This window comes from Manganibacter manganicus (genome assembly GCF_002075885.1).
Taxonomy (GTDB): Bacteria; Pseudomonadota; Alphaproteobacteria; order Rhizobiales; family Rhizobiaceae; genus Mesorhizobium; species Mesorhizobium manganicum.
In genome coordinates this window covers 88,032-111,509 of sequence record NZ_MDET01000010.1, presented here as the reverse complement: position 1 = coordinate 111,509, position 23,478 = coordinate 88,032, and the positions used below count along the sequence as shown (strand labels likewise).

Sequence of the window (23,478 nt, the reverse complement as noted above, 5' to 3'; positions counted from 1 at the left end):
CATGGCGGAATTCAAGAGCGACATCGAGATAGCGCGCGCAGCGAAGAAGAAGCCGATCCAGGAGATTGGGGCGAAGATCGGGATATCGGACGAGCATTTGCTGCCTTACGGACACGACAAGGCGAAGGTTTCGGCTGATTTCATCAGATCGGTGCAGGGCAAGCCGGATGGCAAGCTGATCCTTGTGACGGCGATCAACCCGACGCCTGCGGGCGAGGGCAAGACGACGACGACGGTTGGGCTTGGCGACGGGCTGAACCGGATCGGCAAGAAGGCCGTGATCTGCATTCGCGAGGCCTCGCTCGGGCCGAACTTCGGCATGAAGGGCGGTGCGGCCGGCGGCGGCTATGCCCAGGTCGTGCCAATGGACGACATGAATTTGCACTTCACCGGCGACTTCCACGCCATCACCTCGGCCCACAACCTGCTTTCGGCGCTGCTCGACAACCACATCTATTGGGGCAACGAGCTTGGCATCGACACGCGCCGGGTGACGTGGCGGCGGGTGATGGACATGAACGACCGGGCGCTGCGCCAGATCGTGTGCTCGCTGGGCGGGGTGGCCAACGGCTATCCGCGCGAGGCCGGCTTCGACATCACGGTTGCCTCCGAAGTGATGGCGATCCTGTGCCTGTCGCGCGATTTGAAGGATCTGGAAAAGCGGCTCGGCGACATCATCGTGGCCTATCGGCGCGACAAGACGCCGGTGTTCGCGCGTGACCTCAAGGCGCCGGGCGCGATGGCGGTTCTGCTCAAGGACGCGCTTCAGCCGAACCTTGTGCAGACGCTGGAGAACAACCCGGCCTTCGTGCATGGCGGCCCGTTCGCCAATATCGCCCATGGCTGCAACTCGGTGATGGCCACGACCACGGCGCTGAAGCTTGGCGAATATGTGGTGACGGAGGCCGGCTTCGGCGCCGACCTGGGTGCGGAGAAGTTTTTTGACATCAAGTGCCGCAAGGCGGGGCTGAAGCCGGCGGCGGCGGTCATCGTGGCGACGGTTCGCGCCATGAAGATGAATGGCGGGGTCAAGAAGGACGATCTGGGTGCGGAGAATGTCGAGGCGGTGAAGAAGGGCTGCCCGAACCTTGGCCGCCATATCGAGAACGTGCACGAGTTCGGCGTGCCCGTGGTGGTGGCGATCAACCACTTCCATTCCGACACCGATGCCGAGATCAAGGCGCTGCAGGATTACGTCAAGACGCTCAATGCCGACGCGATCGTGTGCAGGCACTGGGCCAATGGCTCGGCGGGCGCCGAAGATCTGGCCAAGAAGGTTGTGCAGCTTGCCGAGTCGGGTGCTTCGCAGTTTTCGCCGCTTTATCCGGACGATCTGGGCCTGTTCGACAAGATCGACACCATCGTCAAGCGCGTCTATCGCGGCGAAGGCGCGATTGCCGACAAGAGCGTGCGCGACCAGTTGCACCAGTGGGAAAAGCAGGGTTACGGCAATCTGCCGATCTGCATGGCCAAGACGCAATATTCGTTCTCGACCGACCCGAACCTGCGCGGCGCGCCGACCGGCCATGTGGTGCCGGTGCGCGAGGTGCGGCTTTCGGCGGGTGCCGGCTTCGTGGTGGCGATCTGCGGCGAGATCATGACCATGCCGGGCCTGCCCTCGAAGCCGTCGTCGGAAAACATCCGCCTCAACGCCGACGGCCAGATCGAAGGCCTGAGCTGAGCGGCAAAGGTTCTGCAGATCCGGCGATGGGTCAAATCCCAACAATCGGATTGCAACAATAGACCCAACAATAGCGAAAGGCGCCAATCGGCGCCTTTCCTGCTTTGGCACCCAGTTTTCTGGGCGTTGCCCCTCGATTTTCGGCCCTTCACGCGCCATCAAGGCACCACGCCACATCAGGGAGCCAACAATTGAACAAAACAATCGAACGCATCACAGGCGATACGATCGGCGGCACGAATTATTAGAGTTTGCGCGCTAGCTACCTGTGACGGCGAAGATGTCGCCGGCGTTTCCGAGGGCAGGCGCGGATCATGGATGAAACGGCCCAGATGCCCGGCCGAGAGCAAGGGGCAGTCCGGCGATGGTTGCGGCGCATGAGCCCCAAAGGGGCGATGCAGCGTGCCGCGGGCGCCGCCTTCTTCATCCGTATCACCAATGCCGCCATTGCCTATCTGTCGCAGATCGTCATGGCGCGCTGGATGGGGGCGTTTGAATATGGCGTTTATGTCTATGTCTGGACCTGGGTGCTTTTGATCGGCACGGTGGCCGATCTCGGCTTCGCAGTTGCCGCGCAGCACTTCATTCCGCGCTATATCGAGGCGCGCGACCATTCGCGCATCAGAGGTTTCATCTTCGCCAGTCGCTGGGTGCCGGCAGTGGCGGTCACGCTGATGGCCGTGCTGGCCGCCACCTCGGTCTATCTGTTGTCCGGTTCGATTGGCGTCTATCTCGTCTTTCCGCTCTATCTCGCGTGCCTCGCCTTGCCGCCTTATGGCATGACGGCAGTGCAGGACGGCGTTGCGCGGTCCTTCGGCTGGATCAATCTCGGGCTGGTGCCGCCGTTCATCCTGCGGCCCCTGCTGCTTCTGGCAGTGATGCTTGTTTTGTTTGCAGCCGGCTTTGCACTCGACGCGGCGACAGCCATGCTGGCGGCGCTGGCCGCAACATGGCTGACGGCGATCGGGCAGGTCGTCGTGCTCGACCGGCGGCTGGAAAAGCGTATCCCGAAAGCGCGAAGGAACACCGTTTATGGCGTGTGGATCAGGTCTGCGCTGCCGGTGCTGTTCGCCAATATCTTCCTGTTCCTTATCAGCTATGTCGGCGTGCTCCTGCTGCAATATTTCCGCTCGCCGAACGAGATCGCGCTCTATTACGCGGCGACTAAGGTCACGGCGATCGTCGCGATGGTCCATTTCGCCATCACGGCCTCGGCAACGCACAAGTTCGCCGCCTTCGAGGCGGCAGGCGACACACCGGGGCTGGCAAAATTTTACGCGACCTCGACACGCTGGACGTTCTGGCCCTCTATAGCGGCGGCAATCCTGGTTCTGGTGGCAGGCAAGCCGCTCCTGTGGCTGTTCGGCCGTGAGTTCATGGCGGCTTATTCGCTGATGTTCGTGATGGTCGCCGGTCTCCTGGTGCGCGCCTCGATCGGTCCGGGCGAGCAACTTCTCAACATGGTTGGCCAGCAACGTATTTGCGCGGTGATCTATGCGGGGGCCTTCGCGGTCAATCTCGTGCTTTGTCTCGCCTTCATTCCGCCATGGGGCGCCATGGGTGCGGCATTGGCCGCTGCCATATCCATCGTGGTGGAATCGGTGCTGCTTTTCCTGGTCGTGAAAAGCCGCATCGGCATCCGGGCGTTCGTCGGCTTTTCCGGGCCTCGATAAAACGCAAACCTTCGGCTGAAGGAAAAATTAGCAGCTAATCATGAATATTGCGGCTTGAGCGTCTCAGGATCGGAATGCCCATGCTTGCCCTCAGCAAAGCCCAGCCACTGCCCGCCGGCGATGGTTACAGCGTCGAGGTTGACAGCATCGCGGATCCGGAGTGGGACCGGATCGTTGCTGACTTTGCCGATTCCAATCCCGAACAGACGGCATGCTATGCCAGACATCACTGGAAGAGCCACGACAGCCATTTGCTGCTGCGGAAAAATGGTGTGCCGGTCGCCGGCGCCCGCATTGCCTTGGTCAAGCTGCCGGTGGTCGGGCGCGGCCTTGCCTTTCTGCGCTTCGGGCCATTCTGGCGACGCCGCGAGGCGGCAATGGACGGCCAGACATACCGCACGATGATTTCGGCGCTGGTGCATGAATATTGCACGCGGCGCGGCCATTGCCTGACGATCTTGCCGCGCCCGCACCCCCGTTTTCACGAGACGGAAAGCCTGCTGCTGCGTGAACAGGGGTTTGTACGGCGGCGCGAAATCCGCGATGCCGAGCGCTATGTCGTCGACACCACGCTGGACGATACGGCACAGATGGCCAGCCTTGCGCAGAAGTGGCGCTACAATCTGCGGCAAGCGCTGAACAGACCGCTGGAGGTGCGCTTTACCGAGGAACCTGCGGAAATCCGCGCCTTCCAGCACCTTTACAAGACGATGATGGAGCGCAAGCACTTCGCCAGCACCACGCCGGTTCACCTGACCGGGACGCTGATGGCGGAACTGCCGCCCGCATTGAAGCCCAAGCTGGCCGTGGCTTTCCACGACGGGGAACTCGTTGCCGGTGCGACGATCGGCGTGTTCGGCGACAGCGCCTATTACATGTTCGGTGCCAGTGCGGCGGCGGCACTGCCGCTGCATGCCGGCTATGCGCTGCACTGGTACGTCGTCGCCTTTCTGCGCGAGCAGGGCATTCACTGGTACGATCTCGGCGGTGCCTCGCACGAACCGGGCCTGCGGCAGTTCAAGAAGGGTTTCGTCGGCAAGGCCGGCCGCATCGTGACGATGCAGGGCGAGCATGACCGCTGGTCGCACCCGCTCGGGCGGCTGTCTGCCGATACGGTGTTCAGCCTGCGTTACCTCCAGCGCCGTATCCGTCACGGCAGCCATTTCTCGACCTAGGGTCAGACACCAACTATTGACAGGTCATGCGCACCCGGTCGCCAAGGTCGTGGGCTGCGCCGCAAGCAATCGGCTTCGTCGGTTCCATAGCCGGCGCGGCCGTGGCGCCGGCCTTCTGCGCATGGATTTTGCGATGCTTCACCGTCGATGTCGATGGGCGGTATCGCGGAGGTTCTGAAACCGGCGCGACGGGAAACACGGTCGGACTATGCACAGGCGGCGTTTGCGTGCCGGTCGGGCCTTTGTCCCATATCCGCCTGGCGTCCATCATGTGCGGGATCATTACGGTGCCGTCGCCGGAGCGCGCGCAACCGGCGAAAACGGGAAGCAGGAAAATCAGGAACGGAATTGTCTTGTTGCCCATGATCGACTTCAAAAACCGGTTGGTCTGCCTGTCCCGTGAAGCGTTATCACTTCGACACGAAACTGTCATGCGACTGTAACATACGCGGTTTATGGCCTGCCGCGGGCGCTGAAGAAAAGCGCCGAGAGACCATCCTGAACAGGAGCAGGCCAAATGAGACATTTCATCCGCTCAGCGGCTGTTGCGATTGCAATCGCCGCGGCGTCCACCTTCACCATTTCTCCCGTGCTTGCCGCCGATATTTCCGGCGCCGGAGCGACCTTCCCCTACCCGATCTACGCAAAGTGGGCCGACGCCTACAAGAAGGAGACCGGCATCGGCCTCAATTATCAGTCGATCGGCTCCGGCGGCGGCATCAAGCAGATCAAGGCCAAGACGGTCACTTTCGGAGCGTCCGATGCTCCACTCGAAGGCGAAGAACTCGAATCCACCGGTCTTGCGCAATTCCCGATGGTGATGGGCGGCATCGTGCCGGTCGTCAATCTCGAAGGCATCGAGCCTGGAGAACTGGTGCTCGACGGGGCGACGCTTGCCGACATCTTCCTCGGCAAGATCACCAACTGGAACGATGAGGCGATCAAGAAGCTCAACCCGGAGGCCAAGCTGCCCGATCAGGCGATCGCGGTCGTTCATCGCTCCGATGGCTCGGGCACCACCTTCAACTTCACCTACTATCTCGGTGATGTGAGCGCGAGTTGGAAGGACGAGGTCGGTGTTGCCAAGGCCGTGCAATGGCCGGTGGGCATCGGCGCCAAGGGCAATGAGGGCGTCGCCAACAATGTCGCCCAAACCGGCGGCTCGATCGGCTATGTCGAATACGCCTATGCCAAGGAAAACGGGTTGATCTATGCCGACATGATCAACAAGGACGGTAAGACAGTCGAGCCGACAGCGGAATCCTTCTCCGCTGCTGCCGCGAATGCCGACTGGAGTTCGCAGCCGGGCTATGGCGTCATCCTGGCCAACCAGCCGGGTGCCGAATCCTGGCCGATGACTGCGGCGACCTGGATCCTTGTCTACAAGCAGCCGGAAGATACGCAGGCGACCGCCGATGCGTTGAAATTCTTCGCCTGGTCCTACGCCAAGGGCGACGAAATGGCCGGTGAACTCGACTATGTGCCGATGCCTGACAATGTGGTCAAGAGCGTCGAGGAAATGTGGGCCAAGGATATTCTCGGCTCCGACGGCAAGGCCATCTACACCGAGTAACGGCAGTCTCACGAACGGGAGGGCGAAATGGCGTCCTCCCGTCATTCCAAAATGAGGGCCGCATGACCACCATTGCCGCAGCCATGCCATTATCGATGGAGACCGTTCGTGCCCGCGAGGCTGCCGTACGGCGCTTCGCCTTCACCGACTCCTTGTTCCGGCGGCTGACATTCGCCGCGGCTATTCTGGTGCTGATGATCCTGGGCGGGGTGGCGGTTTCGCTGGTGGCCGGCGCCTGGCCTGCTCTGTCAGCCTTCGGTCCGTCATTCCTGACGACCGAATCCTGGAACCCGGTGACGGAGAAATTCGGTGCGCTGGCACCGATCTACGGCACGCTTGTCACCTCGGGCATCGCCATTCTGATTGCCGTACCCATCGGCATCGGCATTACCGTGTTCCTGACCGAACTTTGTCCGCGTCCATTACGCCGGCCTATCGGCATCGCGGTCGAACTTCTGGCCGGCATCCCTTCGATCATCTACGGCATATGGGGCCTGTTCGTCTTCGCGCCATTCCTGCAGACCTATCTGCAACCCTTCTTCATCAAGCTGTTCCATGGCGTTCCCGTTCTGTCGAGCCTGTTCGCCGGCCCGCCCTATGGCATCGGCATCCTGACCTCGGCGCTGATCCTGGCGATTATGGTGCTGCCCTTCATCACATCCATCACCAAGGATGTATTCGACACAGTGCCGGCGGTGCTGAAGGAATCAGCCTACGGCATTGGCTGCACCACATGGGAGGTCACGCGCCGGGTCGTCATTCCCTATACGCGGATCGGCATTATGGGGGGTGTCATGCTAGGGCTTGGCCGCGCACTCGGCGAGACCATGGCCGTCACTTTCGTTATTGGCAATGCGCACCGCATCTCCGCTTCCCTGTTTGCCCCCGGCACCACGATTTCGGCCTCCATCGCCAATGAATTCACCGAGGCCGACGGTGCGCTCTACACCTCTTCGCTGGTGGCGCTCGGCCTCATCCTGTTTGTCATAACCTTCCTCATCCTCGCCGCCGCCCGCTTCATGCTGATGCGCATCGAGCGGCGCGCCGGAAGCTGAGAACGGAGACCGCCGGTGTCGATCGCACCCTCCCTGCATAGAAGCCGAAAGTTCCGCAACGCCCTGATGATGGGGCTCAGCATGGGCGCTGCCGGTATCGGACTTGCCTGGTTGGCGCTCATCCTCGGCGCGCTGGTCTGGAAGGGTGGAACTGGCCTCGCGCTCTCGGTGTTTACCGAAATGACGCCGCCGCCTGGCGATTCCGGCGGCCTGCTCAACGCGATTGCCGGCTCTGTCGTGATGACGGCCATCGCTGTCGTCGTCGGCACGCCCGTCGGCATTCTGGCGGGCACCTATATGGCCGAATATGGCCGGTTCTCGAAGCTGACGGTGCTGGTGCGCTTCATCAACGATATCCTGCTTTCAGCCCCTTCCATTGTCGTCGGCCTGTTCATCTACGAGATCATGGTTCGTACCATGGGCCATTTCTCGGCGCTCGCCGGCGCCTTCGCACTTGCCATACTGGTGGTTCCGGTGGTGGTGCGCACGACCGAAGACATGCTGAACCTTGTTCCCAATGCGTTGCGCGAAGCCGGCACCGCCATCGGCGCGCCGCGCTGGATCGTCATCCGCTCGGTTGCCTATCGCGCGGCGCGTTCGGGCATCGTCACCGGCATTTTGCTGGCCATTGCCCGCATTTCAGGTGAGACGGCGCCGCTGCTCTTCACCGCGCTCAACAACCAGTTCTGGTCGAGCGATCTCAACGCACCGATGGCCAGCCTTCCGGTGACGATCTACCAGTTCGCGCTCAGCCCCTATGAAGAATGGCAGCAACTGGCCTGGACCGGCGCACTTCTCATCACGCTCGCCGTGCTTGCGCTCAGCATCTTCGCACGCAGCCTCACCGGACGCAGAGAGGACAAATGACACAGATGGTCTCCCTGGACAAAATCATGCCGCAGACCACCGCCGGGAAAACGAAGATCGAGGTCAAGGGCCTCAATTTCTACTATGGCGAGTCCAAGGCCTTGAAGAATATCTCGCTGGCACTGCCGGAGCGCAGTGTCACCGCCTTTATCGGGCCTTCCGGTTGTGGGAAATCGACGCTGCTGCGCGTCTTCAACCGCATTTACGAGCTTTACCCGAAGCAGCGCGCCGATGGCGAGGTGCTGCTTGACGGCGAGAACATTCTCGGCCGGGGGCAGGATCTCAACCTGCTTCGCACACGCATCGGCATGGTGTTCCAGAAGCCGACGCCGTTCCCGATGTCGATCCATGAGAACATCGCTTTCGGCGTCCGTCTTTACGAGAAACTGTCGAAATCCGAGATGGACGGCCGCGTCGAACAGGCGCTGAGACGCGCGGCTCTCTGGGAAGAGGTCAAGGACAAGCTCGATGCCAGTGGTCTGTCACTGTCGGGCGGGCAACAACAGCGACTTTGCATCGCCCGCACCGTGGCGGTGAAGCCGGAAGTCATCCTTCTCGACGAGCCGGCTTCGGCGCTTGACCCGCTTTCGACGGCCAAGATCGAGGAACTGATCGACGAGTTGAAGAGCGACTACACGATCGTCATCGTCACCCACAACATGCAGCAGGCAGCGCGCGTCTCCAGCAACACTGCCTTCATGTATCTTGGCGAACTGATCGAGTTCGACCGCACCGAGAAAATCTTCACCGCGCCAGCGGAGAAACGCACCCAGGATTACATCACCGGCCGCTTTGGCTGAAGGAGAGGAAAGGGACCATGAGCGAACATATCGTCACGTCCTTCGACGACGATCTACGCGAGGTCGGCAAGCTGATCCGTGAGATGGGTGGTCTCGCAGGTTCGATGGTTAATGGTGCGACCATGGCTCTGCTTTCGGCCGACATTGCATTGGCCCACCGCGTCGTCTCCGACGATGCGGTGATGGATGCAAGTCAGCGAGAACTGGATGAGCGGGCCATAAGTTTGATCGCACGTCGTCAGCCGATGGCCGACGATCTGCGCGCGGTGGTTGGGGCAATCCGCATGGCCGGCGATCTTGAACGCATCGGCGATCTTGCCAAGAACATCGCCAAGCGCGTCGAGGCCATCGGCCATGATGCGGTGCCGCGCGATCTGTCGCACTCGATCGAGGCGATGGCGGGCCTGGTGCTCGGGCAGGTTCACGGCGTAGTCGACGTCTATGGCGAGCGGGATGCGGAAGGCGTTGCCTTGCTGCGCGATGAAGACGAGCGCATCGACGTCAAATATACGTCCGTTTTCCGTGAGCTTTTGACCTATATGATGGAAGACCCACGCAATATTACGGCTTGCACGCATCTTCTGTTTTGCGCCAAGAATCTGGAGCGCATCGGCGATCATGTTACCAATATCGCCGAGAACGCCTATTATGTGCTGACCGGCCAGCAATTGCCCGCCACCCGTCCGAAATCGGATGAAACGGCGCAGCCTGCGGCGTGAGGCAGGAGAGAAGGATTACCTGATGATCGCACCGCGCGTCATGGTGGTCGAGGACGAGGAGTCGCTCGGCGTTCTTCTGCGCTATAATCTGGAAGCAGAAGGCTATCAGGTCGAAATCGCCACGCGCGGCGATGAGGCGGAGATGCGGCTGCAGGAGCATGTGCCCGATCTTCTGGTGCTCGACTGGATGGTGCCTGCGGTTTCCGGCATCGAGCTTTGCCGGCGCATCAGGATGCGCCCTGAAACGCAGCGGTTGCCGGTTATCATGCTGACGGCCCGCGGCGAAGAGAGCGACCGGGTCCGGGGGCTCTCGACCGGCGCCGACGATTATCTGGTCAAGCCGTTTTCCATGCCGGAGTTCGTGGCGCGGGTGAAAGCACTGTTGCGTCGTGCCAAGCCGGAGGTCCTGTCCTCGGTACTGAAGGTGGGCGACATCATCCTCGATCGTGAGCAGCATCGCGTCTACCGTGGAAAAACCGAGATCAGACTCGGGCCGACCGAGTTTCGCCTGCTCGAGTTCATGATGCGGCATCCGGGCCGGGTGTTTTCCCGTAGCCAGTTGCTGGATAATGTCTGGGGCGAGACCATCTATATCGATGAACGCACGGTGGACGTTCATGTCGGGCGCTTGCGCAAGGCAGTCAATGAAGGATCCATGTCCGATGTGATCCGCACCATCCGCGGTGCGGGCTACGCGATTCAGGAAGATTGACCGTCAATCCGGTTGTTTCAACCAAACACGCTGCCAGTTCTGCCGCTCGGCTCACCTGGCCATTGTCTTGCCGGCGCGACTTGTTCATAAAGGCATGCGGTGTTCAGTGGTTTGCACATAATTGAAAAAGTTTTTTCCTGTCATTGCCTTCATCGCTGTCGCGCTGGTGAGCCTGGCTATGGCCAGCTTCGCCTATTTCGCCACGCAAGAAGCGACGCGAATCAAGTTTGAGGCGACGGCCGACGATGCACTCAACCGCATCGCCAGCCGCGTGGATTTGCAATTGTCGCTGTTGCGCTCGACCCAGGCATTGTTCGACGCGCGCCATGGAAAAATTTCAAGTGGCGAATTCAAGGCTTTCTTTGACTCGCTCAATGTTGACGGGAATTTTGCCGGCTTGCGCGGCATCGGCTTTCTCAGGCTCGTTAAGACGGGGAATGAGGAACTTGCCGAACGGGCAATATTGGATGATCGCGGTGTCGCGTACCGCGTTCATCCTGAGGCGGTGGGGCGCTGGCGTGCCCCGGTGAAGCTGTTCGAGCCGCTCGACAAGAAAAACCAGTCGGCTATCGGCTACGATATGATGAGCGAACCGGTTTTGCGGCAGGCAATCGAGAAGGCGATGGAGGACGACGGGCAGCATGCCAGTGGCCGCGTCCTTCTCGACGGCAAGAACGGTGAAAAGGTACCCGGCTTCTTCGTCTTCGTCAGGCTGATGGTGCCGACCTCGCCGGAAAACATCAATGCCGGTACGAAGTCGATCGAAGGTTTTGTCTATAGTGTCTTTCGCGCCGAGAATCTGTTTCAGGTCGCGCTCAACAAGACTCCGCTACTGCCGGTCAGTATCGAGGTCTACGACAGAGCTGTCGATCCCGGCAACCTGATGTTCCATTCGCAGAAGCCGGCTTTCGGCACGAAACTGCTTGTTACCCGTGAGTTAAAGGTGGGCGGCCAACCGTGGTTGATCCAGTTTCGGCCGACAGATGCTTTTGAGGCGCCATCCTCGCGCGCCATTCCGGTGACGCTTGGCCTTCTGGGCCTTCTTCTTGCTGTCGCGATAGCGCTGGTCGCGCGCTACCAGGAACGGGCTTACGACGTGGCGTGGGAATTGCGGACGACGATGGAAAAGAGCCTGCTCGAAAAGGATCTGATGCTGCAGGAGATGAAGCATCGCATCAAGAACTCGATCACGCGTGTGCTCGCGATTGCGCGTCAAACGGCTTCCGGCTCACATGATCTCAAGGAGTTTTCCGATTCGTTTTCAGCCAGGATGCAGGCGATGGCCGCCTCTCAGGATATGTTGACACGCTCGCGCTGGCAGAAAGCGGACCTGCGCGATCTGCTGCGGATCGAGCTTGGTCAGGTGTTCGGCAAGGAGTTGCCGGAAGGATTGCTATCGGGGCCGGAAGTCCTGCTCAACGAGACGACAACACAGGCGCTGGGTCTCACATTTCATGAACTAGCAACCAATGCGCTGAAATATGGCGAGACCGGTAATTCGGTCGATGCGCTCAAGGTGGATTGGGCCAAGGAAGGGCGCGGTCGGAATCGAACACTCGTGCTCAATTGGCGCGAATCGGGCAACGACCGGCTCACGGCACCTGCTGCAATCGGCTTTGGAACCAAGCTCATCGACATGAATATAACGCGCGAACTGAACGGCACCATCGAGCGCGATTTTCGTCCCGACGGACTGCAGGTACACATCAGAATCCCGTTGCAGGATTGAACGCCCGCGTCGGCATAAGAAATGAAGGCCGATCTTTCGGCCTCCATCATGCGTAAGAGGAACTAATGCGCGTAGAGCGATCTGAATGATCGCGACGCGCTTTAAATCCCAGTCGGTCAGTTGCAGCGCGCCTGATACGTGCGACCGTGCCGATCTTTATACACACAGTAGCCATTGCGCAGGTTGCGCACCAGCAGACCGCCAAGCGCGCCGGCACCGGCGCCGATCAGTGCGCCCTTGCCGCCGCCGGCAATGCCGCCAATGGCTGCGCCTGCAAGCGTACCGACACCCACGTCCTGCTCAGTCGTGGTGCAGCCGCCAACGGCCATGGCCGAACACAGGGCCAGCGCGATCGCCACTTTTTTCATAATCTACTCCTCTCGCTGATTATTCACTCATCGAAATCTTTGCATCCGGCTCGAAAAGCAGATGACGAATTTCGCAGAACTTTATTTCATTAAACTAGGTTTATCAGGGCGGCTACCATTCGATGTCCCTTTGCGATTTCACCGACGCGGTGTGCAATTCGGCGCATGCTCAAAGTCCAGCTATAATCGTTTTCACACGGCAGGTCGATGGCTGCCCAGGCGTTGAAAACGTGCCAACCGGCGCAAGGTTCCGAATGGCTCGTCACTCCGCTTCGAAATTACCTTGCGGGACGTTGAGCCGATATTCGAGCCGCCCATTGGCCATGCTGAGTTCAGCCGTGCCGTTGAGGGAAACCGGCACCACGCGCTCCAGTGCAACCGAGCCGAAACGCCGCCGGTGCGCTGATGAGCGGTCGCCGGCACCGGCAATTGCTTCACTCCACATCACCGACAGGCTGGGTGTTTCGCCGCTTTCGGCCATATGCGCCTTGACCTCGACATAACCTCCGGGCCGCGACAGCGCACCGTAGCTGATCGAATTGACCGCCAGTTCATGCATGGCGAGGCCGATATGCAATGCCGCGTTGGGGTTCAGATAAGGGTTCGCGCCCTCGAAACGCAGACCTTGAGCGTCGGGCATATAGCGGGCAACCTGACCGGATATGAGGGCGTGCAATTCCGCACCGCGCCAATTGGAAGATGTGACCAGATCTTGCGACGAGGACAGCGACTGCAGGCGCCCGCGGAAGCGGGTCAGGAAATCAGCGATTCCGTCGGAATAGCGACCTGTTTGACTCGCGATGCTCTGAATGATGGCCAACAGGTTCTTCGAGCGATGACTGACCTCGCGCAGCAGCGTTTTCAGCGTCTGCTCCCGGCGCTTCTGCTCGGTGATTTCGATCTGGGTCGTCACCACGCCCTGCATGGCGCCGTCACTGGCCTGGTCGGCATCGATCCATACATTGAACCAGCGAACGCCTGTTTCGCCAGGGAGGCTTATCTCGAGCCGTTCAGGTTCGCCGGTGGCAGCGACATTGCGCCGAGCAGCGTCGAGGCGTTCGGCCTGCAGCGGAGGGAGACCGTGGCCCGGCTTGTCATATGCCCAAGGATCCAGCATGTTGTGCGCCCAGATCGTCTTGAGGCCCGCGTCCTGATAAAGAACTGAAATGTCGGCATTACGCAAAGCGTGCAACAATGCTCGGCCCAGTTGAGGATCGCCCTCGCCGGGTAGAGTTATAATCTCGTCCCCTCCAGCTGTTTGTCTACCCCGGCTTGACGTCATCAGACAACTCGCCTTGTCTCCACTGGTTTCTGGTGTGCGATGAAAAACCTTTCATAGCCTCAACAGGTTCCAAAATAGTTCCGCCGGGCAACGCGTCCTTGCGGAGCATTGCCCGGCGGCGGCTGGAAACCGGTTGAGGGGTGCGGCTTCCAGTGTTCTCTGGAGATGCGTCGTTCCTCTATTTTCATCCGTTCCTGCCTTGTCGCATCGTTATCTTTTCAGAAAGCCGGCTATCAACGAAAGGATCAGGAACGCCAGGAAAATGAAGAACAGAATCTTCGCCAACCCTGCCGAAGCGCCCGCGATGCCGCCGAATCCCAAGGCGCCGGCCACGATCGCCACCACAAGGAACACCAGCGCCCAGTAAAGCATTCACACTCTCCATCAACTGGTATGGAAAACGCTTTGCCACACCCATTGTTCCGTATGTCTGTCGTAATTTTGGTTGAATCTGTTCAGGCCGCCGCCTTGGCATGGCGATCGAAAAACAGTGCCTGACTAATCAGTGCCTTGACCATGTCGGGATTGAACGGCTTGGTCACGAGAAAGGCCGGTTCCGGTCTTTCACCGGTCAGCAGGCGCTCAGGGAAGGCCGTGATGAAAATTACCGGCACGGAAGTCGAGCCGAGAATTTCATTGACCGCGTCGATACCGGAACTGCCATCGGCGAGCTGGATGTCGGCCAGCACCATCTTTGGGTGTGTCTTGCCGAACAGAGCTATAGCCTCGGCATGCGTGCGGGCAGTGCCGACGACGCGGTGGCCGAGGCTTTCGACCATTTCCTCAATGTCCATGGCGATCAGAGGTTCGTCCTCGATGATCAGGATATCGGTTGCCACCTGGCGGGAAATCTCGTTGCTGGCCTGAACCAGAAGGTCAGAGAATTCAGCCTCGTTCGTATCAAGAATTTCAGCGGCTTCATCTTCCGAGAAGCCTTCTACAGCTACCAGGAGGAAGGCTTGCCTGGGGCGGGGTGCCAGCGCATTCAGATTGGCGGCAGCGTGGCGCTCCCAGCCTGTCGGCGATTGCTCCTGCGGGATCCGGATGGCGACCGAGGTAAAAAGCTTTGCGAATATCTTATAGAGAGCAATTCGATCGCTCGACGCCTTGGGAAATATACCTACATCGGCAATGATTGCCTCCAGCATTGCAGCGACCAGAGCGTCGCCACTTTCCTGCGAGCCGGTGACGGCGCGGGAGAAACGGCGAAGATAGGGTAGATGCGGCGCGATAGTCGCGGATAAGCTCATGGTAGACGTCTCCCTCATGTGACGATTACAGTACAGGTCGCTTATAGCTCAGGCGCAAGCCTGACGCTAAAACGCCGGATTTGCAAAAAAGTTCCGATTGCATCGGAACTAAAACAGTGGACCGGCGTTCTGGATCGGATTCGGGAGGCCCGATGGGGATTCCGCTTGCCTAAAGACCGGAAGCGGGTGGGGGAAAAAGGTACATATGAGAGACATGAACAAAAACAACACGGCCGGCGCAGGAAAAGCAGACGCTTCCGGCGATCCGCTTGGACCCAATTCGGAAATCGGCCGCAAACTCAAGCAATACTACGACGAACTGGTTTCCGATGAAGTGCCGGATCGCTTTGCCCAACTGCTTGCCCAGTTGGAGCAGGCGGATTCCGTACAGAATAAGGGCTGACCCGTGACCGTCTCTCTGGCCTTCAAAACCGATCTACTCGGTGCGATCCCCAGCCTACGCGCCTTTGCGGTATCTCTTACGCAGAGTGCCGACAAGGCCGACGATCTCGTGCAGGAAACGCTTGTCAAGGCGTGGGACAAGCATGAGAGCTTTCAGATGGGCACCAATCTCAAAGCCTGGTTGTTTACGATTCTACGCAACGAGTTTTATTCTCAAATGCGCAAACGCGGTCGAGAGGTGCAGGATAGCGACGGCATCATGACCGGGCGTCTGGCGGTGCATCCGGCACAGCAGGGGCAGCTCGATCTGAAGGATTTTCGCAGCGCGCTCGAACAATTGCCCGAAGATCAGCGCGAGGCGATTATCCTGATCGGCGCTTCCGGATTCTCATATGAGGAGGCGGCGGAGATTTGCGGCTGCGCCGTCGGCACCATCAAGAGTCGTGTCAGTCGGGCGCGCGTACGCTTGCAGGACATCCTCAAGGTCTCAGGCGAGGCCGAGTACGGACCCGATGCAATCTCCACTCAGGTGATGGGATCGTCGGTAGCCTGAAGTGAGTTGCGCCGTACTGCATTTGCCACGGCTTCTACGAGATCGGCTCCGGCATAAGGCTTTGTTATCAAGGAGATACCCGCAAAAGACGCAACCAGATCCGGCGACATCGAATAGCCGGATGCGAAGACAAACGGTATCTTTCCGGCATGAAGGCGCGTTGCGAAATCGACCGTCGAGGTACCGCCGAGCATCAGATCGATGATGGCGACGTCGAAGCCCGTGCGCTGCACCTCGTTCTCGGCATCTTCGAGATTGCGCGCGACGAAAATGGCAGCCGCGCCGCTGTCGCGGCAAAGTTGCTCGACATCCATGGCGATAAGAGGCTCGTCTTCGAGCAGAAGAATACGTAGACCTTTAAGCAATGACGGCACCGGCGATGACTCCTTGAGACATGCGACGTGTTGGCCCGTAATCCAAAACCTGTCATTTAAAAAAGACACAGTGATTTCGCCTTGGAACCGGATCGTACGTAACCAGGCGTTGAAAGCCCGACCATCATAGGCGCTCCATGGAAGTAAAAAATGGCCGGTCCATCTCCACCCGGCGCTATCCTTGTGAAAAATGTCCGCTGCGTCCCTTGCCGGCGTTTCGGCCATTTACATCGGACGAGCTTGCCTTCATCAGTCAATTTAAGAAGGGTGAATTAACGGTCGCCAAGGGCTCGACAGTGCTTATCGAGGGCACCCACAGCGCGCATCTCTACACCGTTCTGTTTGGCTGGGGGTTCCGCTACAAACTGCTGGAAGACGGTCGCCGGCAGGTCCTCAACTACGTCATGCCGGGAGACATGATCGGGCTTCAAGGCAGTATCATGGGTGAAATGGAGCACTCGGTCGAGGCGTTGTCGAATCTGATGTTGTGCGTGTTCGAGCGCGACGAGCTTTACGCGCTTTACCGCAAATTTCCCAGCCTTGCCTTCGACATCACCTGGCTGGCCGCACGCGAAGAATGTATGCTGGATGAGAACCTGCTCAGTCTGGGGCGTCGCACGGCGTTGGAGCGGGCCGCCTATCTTTTGGCATTCATAGAGTCGCGTGCTGCGTCTGTTGGACTGAACGGCGGCAAGAGCCCGGTGGAGATTCCGATTACCCAGACGCATATAGCCGACACGCTTGGCCTCTCCCTGGTTCATACCAATAAAACGCTGCGCAAACTGGCGAACCGTAAGCTGATCCGCTGGCTTGAGCGCAGTTATGTGATTCTTGAGCCGGAAGCCTTGCGCGAAATTGCCAGATGGAGCGGTTCGGATGGGGCGCCAAGGCCGCTGGTCTGACCAACGTCTTGTTGACCCTGCGTGACCGCAGTGCTGAAGTGACATTTCATGCCGTCTTGGCACGGTTGCGTTCCGTTGCGCGGCGGAACAATGCGGCCGATCGGACGTTTGTAGCCGTGCAAACGCAAGGAGTTGAATTATGGCATCGGTAGGCAAGCCCATCAGCGATAGAGCGTCCACCGAGGAACTGGAAGCCGATATCAGGCAATTGAAGGCTGAAATCGAGAAACTATCCCAGCAATTAGCCAAGACCGGCGAACAAGGCTATGGCACCGCGCGGCGGGCCGCCGCGGAAGGAGTCGAACAGTTGCGCGTCCAGGGCGAGGCGGCGATGGAGAGCTTGCGGGGCAACGCCAGAGACCTGGAACAGCAGATGTCCGCCCATGTGCGTGAAAAGCCGGTGACGTCATTGGCGATCGCTGCCGGCGTCGGCTTTCTGTTCGCTCTGTTCTCGCGCCGCTGATAATTGCCGATGGGTGCGTTGAGTTCGCTTATCGCAGGCTTGGCATCGGGCGAAACGGTTGCACTCGTGCGCCGTGCCCGATGGACTGCTCTTGTCTACACTATTGCCGCGTTGGCCGGGCTATGCGGCATCGGCTTTCTTATCGGTGCGTGCTATGTCTGGACTTCTCGTCAGTATGGGGTCTTGCACGCTGCATTCGGTTTCGGCATCGGCTTTTTGGTACTGGCCGGGCTGATTATCCTCGTGTCCCGCTTTACGGCAGCATTGCGTGCCCGCAAAAGGGCGACGCAACGGCGCAGCGACATGACGGCGATCGGCGTGACCGCGGTACTTGCCGTGCTGCCTTCGCTTTTGCGCGGCAAGCGCGGGATTGGTCTTCTCCTTGCGCCTGCCGCGGCGCTGGCAGCCTATGCCATTTACCGGGAAAACAAGGGATCGGACAAGGATGGGCCCACTGAGCGCCGTTAACTCTCGATCTTAACCAGGGGCGAATCCGCCGGCACCAGCACTCTCAGTGCGCCGGGATGGATCTTCAGCTCCGTTCTGCGTTCAAGGCCGATCAGTTCGCCGTCGATGACGGCGCGCATGCGTTTTGCCGGGGCGTCAACGGTGAGAACAAGATTGTCGGCTTGGTGGATTTCAACATGCTCGTTGTCCCGCCACCGACCGCGCGCCAAATTTAGCGCAAATTTCATCAACTCGCCCTTGCGGCGGGCGACAGTGACATAAATACCGAGAACACCGCCCGCCGGATCGTCGGCATAAGGCAGATGGCCTTCGCCAAATAGATTGTTGGTGATGCCGATGCCGCTGACACGCGTCGTCACCTCGGTGTCGGCCATTGTCAGTGTCGCGTCCATGGCTGGTGGGTTGGCAATCGAAATCCAGGCGGCGCGGGCGGAAGCACCGATTTTGCCGAGGCGTGAGCCGAAACCCATCTTGTCGCGCAATTGCACCATTTTGGCGTGCAAGCCGATCGAAAACTGGTGGACGAAAGGACGGCCGTTGGCGGTGACAATATCCACAGCGGCTACTCTCCCATTTGCGAATGCGTCAATCGCGGCATCAAGCGATTGTGGAATGCCCAACCCACGAGCAAACAGGTTCATCGTCCCGGCGGGGAGGACCGCAAGTGCTTTCCTGCTGTCCATCAAGCGCGCGGCAGCGGCGGAAACGGTGCCGTCTCCACCGCCGACAAGCACTGTATCAACCTCATGGTGTGCCACCGCCCTGTCGAGTGCCTTCGACACCTTGTCGCCTGAGACCGTCTCGACGATGAGCGTGTGACCGGCGCCCTCCAGTGCCGTCTTCATGCGTCCGGCCAGGGCGGCAAGGTCCGTGTTGCGTAACGTGCCGCCGTCCCGGTTCAGCACCGCCGCATATCGCATCGCATTTCCTCTCGAAGAAAGGACCGGATCGCGCCGGGTCACGGATAAAAAGCCGTTGCCGGACCAAGGTCCCTAAGTGGCGGCCAACTCTTTGGCCGGCCCAATTTGGAACAAGCCTGCTTTCCTGCCGTTGTGAACATGCACACGTCCGCTCACGACCGAGCGGCGACACAAGATCGGTCAACATATGACGAGGAGAAAGATCATGATCAAGACTCTTTTGACCACGACCGCGCTTGCAGCATTGTTGGCGACAGGCGCCTACGCGCAAAACACCACAACACCGACGGAACCTGCACCGGCCGCGGAGGCCGCAGCCCCTGCGGCCCCGGCCACCGAGGCTGAGGATAGCCTCGCTACCAATATCATGGGCGAAAGTGTCTATAACGGTACCGGCGATGAGGCGCAGAACATCGGCAAGGTTTCAGATATCGTTTTCGATAAGGACGGCAAGGTCCAGTCTATCGTTATCGGCGTCGGCGGGTTTTTAGGAGTTGGCGCCAAGAATGTCGCTTTCGAATATGGCAAGCTGCAATGGGCCGAGAAGAATGGCGACCGTTGGCTCGTGGCCCCGACAACCAAGGAAGAGTTGACAGCCCAGCAGGCATTCGACGCTACGCCTTATGAGCCGGCGCCGGCGCCGGCTCCGACCGGAACGGAAACTGCACCTGCTGACGGCACGACCGCAATGGCGCCTACCGGGCAGGCTGATGAGGCCGCGCCGGGAGCGGCGACTGCTCCGGCAGCCGACACGGCACAAAACGCGCCTGCCGCTCCTGTTCAGAAATCTGATGGTCGACTCGCTTCGAACCTGATCGGTGAAAGCGTCTATAACGGCACCGGGGACAAGGCGGAGAACATCGGCCAAGTGGAGGATATCGTGATCTCCAAGGCTGGCAAAGCCGATTCCCTGGTTATCGGCGTTGGCGGCTTTTTGGGTGTCGGCGCCAAGCATGTGGCTTTCAGTTATGACAAGGCCGAAACGGTCGAGGAGAACGGCGACCGTTGGCTGGTTGCGGAGGTGAATAAGGAGCAGCTTCAGGCGTTGCCGGACTTCGACCGGAAGGCTTACGACGTGGCATCCGCGCCCAGTGTAGCGGCCGGGGCCGACACACCGGCCACGACCAAGCCTGCGACCGATGAGACGGCGGAGAGTGCGCCGGCCGCAGCGGCCACGGGCAATGACACTATGGCTGCCGGTGAGGCATCCGATGCCGGTACTGATCCATCGATGACCGCGGCTATCGACAAATCTGCTCTCACACCAGTGCCGATGGGCGAAATCCGTTCAGAGGATCTGGTCGGGACCACCGTCTATGGTCCAAATGACGATCAGGTTGGCGAGGTCGGCGACGTCGTGCTGGCACCTGACAAGAAGGTCAACGCCGTGATTGTGGATGTCGGCGGCTTCCTTGGCGTCGGCGAAAAGGAGGTTGCCATGGAGATGGGCGATCTCAAATACATGACCGACAAGGACGGTAACAAATATCTCTACACCAGTGCCAGCAAGGAGCAGTTGGAAGCGCAACCCGCTTACAGCCAAGGTGATAGCGGATCAAATACCGAAAAGCAGCCGCAGCAATAAGTTGCCTGCCTCTGAAATGCCCGTGCCATGGCGCGGGCATTTCATTGATTGCGGCTGTCTTCAAGGCGAGATGAGTTGAATCGCTGTCTCGCTCCAAGCTATTGTTATTGATGCATGTCTTGTCCAAGCGTTTTAATGGTCAGCGAAAGGGCGGATTCGATGCAGGATGAAGTGCCGGAAATCCGGTTGGAAGAACACGGCTCAAAGGGCCGTTATGTTATTGTCGGACCGAATGGCGCCGAAGCCGAAATGACGTTCACCAGGGCCGGCGAGCATCAACTGATCATCCACCATACTGGCGTACCCGATGCTTTTCGAGGGCAAGGCGTTGGCGCGAGGCTGGTGACGCGTGCCGTCGAGGATGCGCGCGCCGGTGGGCGCAAGATCGTGCCGCTTTGCCCCTTCGCCGCCGCTCAGTTTCGCCGCCATCCCGAATGGGGCGACGTGCTGGCCTGACTTCCTCCCTCAAAGACGTCTTCCGTCACCCCCTCATCCAACCGTTTCTTAATGGGTTGCAGTTAGGCTGCGACAAACAATGAGAGCGCTGACATGGTGGCTGTTCCGATCTTTGAGGAAGTCAGCGGCGGTGGCATAGGCACCATGATGTCCGGCCTTGCCGGTCTGCCGCGCGACGAGCGCGAGCGGGCGCAAATCGAACTTTGGGCTGGCGATCGACCTTCACGCAAGCTGGCGATCTATCCGGCTTCCGCCGGGTTCGATCTCGTTGAGGAACTCGACTATCTCGCCAACCGCACCGTCGAGTCGAATATCTTCTTTAATCCACGCTTTCTAGCGCCTGCCATGCCGAGACTGGAAAATAGGGAAGTCCGGTTGGCCGTCATCCGCGATGGGGATGACTATCGCAGCCGGCTTCGGCTTCTGGGGCCGTTTTCGATCGAGCGTCCAGCCGTGCCGCTGGGCGTGCCTGTCATGCGAAGCTGGGCGAATCCGTTCGGCCCGATGGGCGCGCCGCTGATCGACCGTGACGATCCGCTTGGCGTGCTTGAAGACTTCTTTACCATGCTGGCGCGGCCGCACCTGAAACTGCCCAGGCTGTTCGTCGTACCCGATTTGCGGCTGGATGGGCCGGTGGCGGCTTTGCTGAAGACATTGTCGGAAACAAGGGATTTGCCGCTGGTCGTCACCGGCGAAAACTCGCGTCCGATGCTGAAGAGCGATCTCGACGGCGATATCTATCTGAAAAACTCATTGCGGGCGCATCATTATCGCGAGTTCCGCCGCCTGAAGCGCCGATTAGCCGATCATGGCAAGTTGGAACATGAAACGGCGCGCGGCCCCGAAGAAGTTCGCTATGCCATCGAGGATTTCCTGGCATTGGAGGCTTCTGGCTGGAAAGGCCGCGAACGCACAGCCATGGCGGTCGATCGCTTTCGCGCTGCCTTCGCGCGCGAGGCGGTGCATGGGCTGGCCGATCTCGATATGTGCCGCATCCACAAATTGACGCTCGACGGGCGGACCATCGCTTGCCTGATCGTGTTTATCGAGCAGGGCGTCGCCTACACTTGGAAGACAGCCTATGACGAAACGCTTTCAGCCTATTCGCCCGGCACATTGCTGATGATCGAGGTAACCAAACAGCATCTCGATGATCCCAACATAATCATGACCGATTCCTGCGCCGTGCCTGACCATCCGGTAATGAGCCGGTTGTGGAGCGAGCACAGCCCCATGGGTACCTTCGTAATCGGTATTGCACCCGGCACGGATCGGTTGACGCGCCAGGCGGCGACGCAGATTCATCTTTACCGCGAGACCCGCAACATGGCGCGCATTCTGCGTAACCGGGTCAAGGATCTCGTCGGACGTTATCGAAAGCATTGATGGGCTTTTTGTGCCTCGTCATGGATGACGATAAAATTGCGGTAGCTTGCCTTTCATCGGGTTGCGGAATGAATTAGAGGTCTCGCCAGACATCTCTGGAGGGAACTCATGAAAGCTCTGTTTCTCGCACTGGCTGCCTCTGTGGCCCTGGCGCTGCCGGCCAAGGCGGCCGATGTCACTGTCGACGTGACCGCGATCGTCGAGCACCCGGCACTCGATGCCGTGCGCGATGGCGTCAAGGATGCGCTGGCCGAAGCCGGCTACAAGGATGGTGAGAATCTGAAATTCGTCTATCAGTCGGCGCAGGGCAATCCGGCCACCGCCGCCCAGATTGCCCGCCAGTTCATTGGTGAATCGCCGGACGTGATCGTGCCGATCTCGACGCCGTCTGCACAAGCGGTCGTTGCGGCCACACATGATATTCCGGTCGTCTTCACCGCGGTTTCCGACCCGGTTGGCGCGCAACTTGTGAAAAGCATGGAAAAGCCCGGCGGCAATGTCACCGGCCTTTCCGACATGTCGCCGGTCGCTGCCCATATCGATCTCATCAAGGCAGTCCTGCCCGACGTGAAGACCGTTGGCTTCCTTTACAATTCCGGCGAGACCAATTCGGTTTCGTTGCTTGCCAGCTTCAAGAAGGCTGCCGATAACGCCGGCATCAAGGTGGTGGAATCGGCGGCAACCAAGACGGCGGAAGTGCAGGGCGCGGCGCGCGCTCTGGTCGGGCGGGTCGATGCGATCTATGTGCCAACCGACAACACCATCGTCTCGGCGCTGGAGGCTGCTGTCGGCGTTGCCGACGAAGCGAAGCTGCCATTATTTACGGCTGACACGGACTCCGTCAAGCGCGGCGCGATAGCCGCTCTCGGTTTCAACTACTATGACGTCGGAAAACAGACCGGCGAAGTCGTCGTGCGTGTGCTGAAGGGCGAAAAGCCGGGTGATATTCCTGTCGAGATCGCCAAGGGCACGGATCTTGTCGTGAACAAGAAGGCGGCGGAAAAGATTGGGCTCAAGCTGCCCGAAGGCATCATTTCCGGCGCCACCAAGGTCATCGAATAAGGCGCGGCAGCGGAAAGGTCGGT

At 59.7% G+C, this 23,478-nt stretch carries 26 protein-coding genes; 19 read left to right on the top strand and 7 right to left on the bottom strand.

From position 1 onward, the window contains the following. Window position 1: 1 nt before the first annotated feature. The 3 genes from BFN67_RS08345 to BFN67_RS08335 all read left to right on the top strand — a co-directional run bounded on the left by BFN67_RS08345 (window position 2) and on the right by BFN67_RS08335 (window position 4,529). Window positions 2–1,681, top strand: coding sequence for a formate--tetrahydrofolate ligase (locus BFN67_RS08345; RefSeq protein WP_080918256.1), 1,680 nt, complete (start codon window positions 2–4; stop codon window positions 1,679–1,681). A 377-nt stretch (window positions 1,682–2,058) separates the two neighbouring features. Further along, a complete protein-coding gene (locus BFN67_RS08340; RefSeq protein ID WP_158083494.1) occupies window positions 2,059–3,354 on the top strand; it encodes a lipopolysaccharide biosynthesis protein in 1,296 nt (431 codons plus the stop codon). Window positions 3,355–3,434: 80 nt separating this feature from the next. Further along, window positions 3,435–4,529: a lipid II:glycine glycyltransferase FemX gene (locus BFN67_RS08335; RefSeq protein WP_245295190.1), complete on the top strand. Its 1,095-nt coding sequence runs from the start codon at window positions 3,435–3,437 to the stop codon at window positions 4,527–4,529. Window positions 4,530–4,542: 13 nt separating this feature from the next. Here BFN67_RS08335 and BFN67_RS08330 read toward each other — a convergent pair whose 3' ends face one another. After that, entirely contained in the window at window positions 4,543–4,893 is a 351-nt protein-coding gene (locus BFN67_RS08330) for a hypothetical protein (protein ID WP_080919158.1), read from the bottom strand. 153 nt (window positions 4,894–5,046) lie between these two features. Here BFN67_RS08330 and pstS point away from each other — a divergent pair, with 153 nt between their 5' ends. From pstS to BFN67_RS08295, 7 genes are all read left to right on the top strand, one after another. After that, complete coding sequence (gene pstS, locus BFN67_RS08325; protein WP_080919157.1) at window positions 5,047–6,102, top strand: phosphate ABC transporter substrate-binding protein PstS; 1,056 nt, start codon at window positions 5,047–5,049, stop codon at window positions 6,100–6,102. Window positions 6,103–6,164: 62 nt separating this feature from the next. Continuing rightward, window positions 6,165–7,157 carry a phosphate ABC transporter permease subunit PstC gene (pstC, locus tag BFN67_RS08320; protein ID WP_080919156.1) on the top strand — a complete coding sequence of 331 codons (993 nt, stop codon included), beginning with the start codon at window positions 6,165–6,167 and terminating at the stop codon, window positions 7,155–7,157. A 15-nt stretch (window positions 7,158–7,172) separates the two neighbouring features. Continuing rightward, a complete protein-coding gene (gene pstA / locus BFN67_RS08315; protein WP_080919155.1) occupies window positions 7,173–8,024 on the top strand; it encodes a phosphate ABC transporter permease PstA in 852 nt (283 codons plus the stop codon). Beyond that, on the top strand, window positions 8,021–8,824 hold the full coding sequence (gene pstB / locus BFN67_RS08310; RefSeq protein ID WP_080919154.1) for a phosphate ABC transporter ATP-binding protein PstB: 804 nt from the start codon (window positions 8,021–8,023) through the stop codon (window positions 8,822–8,824). Before pstA ends, pstB begins: the two co-directional genes overlap by 4 nt. Before the next feature lie 17 nt (window positions 8,825–8,841). Then, complete coding sequence (gene phoU / locus BFN67_RS08305; protein ID WP_080919153.1) at window positions 8,842–9,543, top strand: phosphate signaling complex protein PhoU; 702 nt, start codon at window positions 8,842–8,844, stop codon at window positions 9,541–9,543. 22 nt (window positions 9,544–9,565) lie between these two features. Beyond that, window positions 9,566–10,255, top strand: a complete 690-nt coding sequence (phoB, locus tag BFN67_RS08300) for a phosphate regulon transcriptional regulator PhoB (protein WP_080919175.1) — start codon at window positions 9,566–9,568, stop codon at window positions 10,253–10,255. A gap of 121 nt (window positions 10,256–10,376) precedes the next feature. Next, a complete protein-coding gene (locus tag BFN67_RS08295; RefSeq protein WP_080919152.1) occupies window positions 10,377–11,984 on the top strand; it encodes a CHASE domain-containing protein in 1,608 nt (535 codons plus the stop codon). A 116-nt stretch (window positions 11,985–12,100) separates the two neighbouring features. Here BFN67_RS08295 and BFN67_RS08290 read toward each other — a convergent pair whose 3' ends face one another. The 4 genes from BFN67_RS08290 to BFN67_RS08275 form a co-directional block, all read right to left on the bottom strand. Beyond that, a complete protein-coding gene (locus tag BFN67_RS08290; RefSeq protein WP_080919151.1) occupies window positions 12,101–12,352 on the bottom strand; it encodes a YMGG-like glycine zipper-containing protein in 252 nt (83 codons plus the stop codon). Window positions 12,353–12,614: 262 nt separating this feature from the next. Beyond that, on the bottom strand, window positions 12,615–13,634 hold the full coding sequence (locus BFN67_RS08285) for a sensor histidine kinase (RefSeq protein WP_080919150.1): 1,020 nt from the start codon (window positions 13,632–13,634) through the stop codon (window positions 12,615–12,617). Between the two features lie 210 nt (window positions 13,635–13,844). Next, entirely contained in the window at window positions 13,845–14,006 is a 162-nt protein-coding gene (locus BFN67_RS08280) for a DUF1328 domain-containing protein (protein ID WP_080919149.1), read from the bottom strand. Between the two features lie 83 nt (window positions 14,007–14,089). Then, on the bottom strand, window positions 14,090–14,884 hold the full coding sequence (locus tag BFN67_RS08275; RefSeq protein WP_080919148.1) for a response regulator: 795 nt from the start codon (window positions 14,882–14,884) through the stop codon (window positions 14,090–14,092). A gap of 205 nt (window positions 14,885–15,089) precedes the next feature. Between BFN67_RS08275 and BFN67_RS08270 the strand changes: the two genes are divergently transcribed. Both BFN67_RS08270 and BFN67_RS08265 read left to right on the top strand, forming a co-directional pair. Then, window positions 15,090–15,287 carry a NepR family anti-sigma factor gene (locus BFN67_RS08270; RefSeq protein ID WP_080919147.1) on the top strand — a complete coding sequence of 66 codons (198 nt, stop codon included), beginning with the start codon at window positions 15,090–15,092 and terminating at the stop codon, window positions 15,285–15,287. Between the two features lie 3 nt (window positions 15,288–15,290). Further along, on the top strand, window positions 15,291–15,839 hold the full coding sequence (locus BFN67_RS08265) for a sigma-70 family RNA polymerase sigma factor (protein ID WP_080919146.1): 549 nt from the start codon (window positions 15,291–15,293) through the stop codon (window positions 15,837–15,839). Here the strand turns inward: BFN67_RS08265 and BFN67_RS24780 are convergent. Next, window positions 15,812–16,213, bottom strand: coding sequence for a response regulator (locus BFN67_RS24780; RefSeq protein WP_245295188.1), 402 nt, complete (start codon window positions 16,211–16,213; stop codon window positions 15,812–15,814). The genes BFN67_RS08265 and BFN67_RS24780 overlap by 28 nt on opposite strands. A 137-nt stretch (window positions 16,214–16,350) precedes the next feature. Between BFN67_RS24780 and BFN67_RS08255 the strand changes: the two genes are divergently transcribed. From BFN67_RS08255 to BFN67_RS08245, 3 genes are all read left to right on the top strand, one after another. After that, a complete protein-coding gene (locus BFN67_RS08255) occupies window positions 16,351–17,115 on the top strand; it encodes a Crp/Fnr family transcriptional regulator (protein ID WP_080919145.1) in 765 nt (254 codons plus the stop codon). A gap of 139 nt (window positions 17,116–17,254) precedes the next feature. Next, a complete protein-coding gene (locus BFN67_RS08250) occupies window positions 17,255–17,578 on the top strand; it encodes an ElaB/YgaM/YqjD family protein (RefSeq protein WP_080919144.1) in 324 nt (107 codons plus the stop codon). Between the two features lie 9 nt (window positions 17,579–17,587). Further along, window positions 17,588–18,046 carry a hypothetical protein gene (locus BFN67_RS08245; protein WP_080919143.1) on the top strand — a complete coding sequence of 153 codons (459 nt, stop codon included), beginning with the start codon at window positions 17,588–17,590 and terminating at the stop codon, window positions 18,044–18,046. Here the strand turns inward: BFN67_RS08245 and BFN67_RS08240 are convergent. Next, window positions 18,043–18,966, bottom strand: a complete 924-nt coding sequence (locus tag BFN67_RS08240; protein WP_080919142.1) for a diacylglycerol/lipid kinase family protein — start codon at window positions 18,964–18,966, stop codon at window positions 18,043–18,045. The two genes, BFN67_RS08245 and BFN67_RS08240, sit on opposite strands and share 4 nt — an antisense overlap. A 205-nt stretch (window positions 18,967–19,171) precedes the next feature. Between BFN67_RS08240 and BFN67_RS08235 the strand changes: the two genes are divergently transcribed. The 4 genes from BFN67_RS08235 to BFN67_RS08220 all read left to right on the top strand — a co-directional run bounded on the left by BFN67_RS08235 (window position 19,172) and on the right by BFN67_RS08220 (window position 23,455). Next, window positions 19,172–20,551, top strand: coding sequence for a PRC-barrel domain-containing protein (locus BFN67_RS08235; RefSeq protein ID WP_080919141.1), 1,380 nt, complete (start codon window positions 19,172–19,174; stop codon window positions 20,549–20,551). Between the two features lie 159 nt (window positions 20,552–20,710). After that, window positions 20,711–21,007 carry a GNAT family N-acetyltransferase gene (locus BFN67_RS08230; RefSeq protein ID WP_080919173.1) on the top strand — a complete coding sequence of 99 codons (297 nt, stop codon included), beginning with the start codon at window positions 20,711–20,713 and terminating at the stop codon, window positions 21,005–21,007. A gap of 93 nt (window positions 21,008–21,100) precedes the next feature. Continuing rightward, window positions 21,101–22,393: a GNAT family N-acetyltransferase gene (locus BFN67_RS08225; protein WP_080919140.1), complete on the top strand. Its 1,293-nt coding sequence runs from the start codon at window positions 21,101–21,103 to the stop codon at window positions 22,391–22,393. Between the two features lie 108 nt (window positions 22,394–22,501). Further along, window positions 22,502–23,455 carry an ABC transporter substrate-binding protein gene (locus tag BFN67_RS08220; RefSeq protein WP_080919139.1) on the top strand — a complete coding sequence of 318 codons (954 nt, stop codon included), beginning with the start codon at window positions 22,502–22,504 and terminating at the stop codon, window positions 23,453–23,455. The last annotated feature ends 23 nt before the right edge of the window (window positions 23,456–23,478 follow it).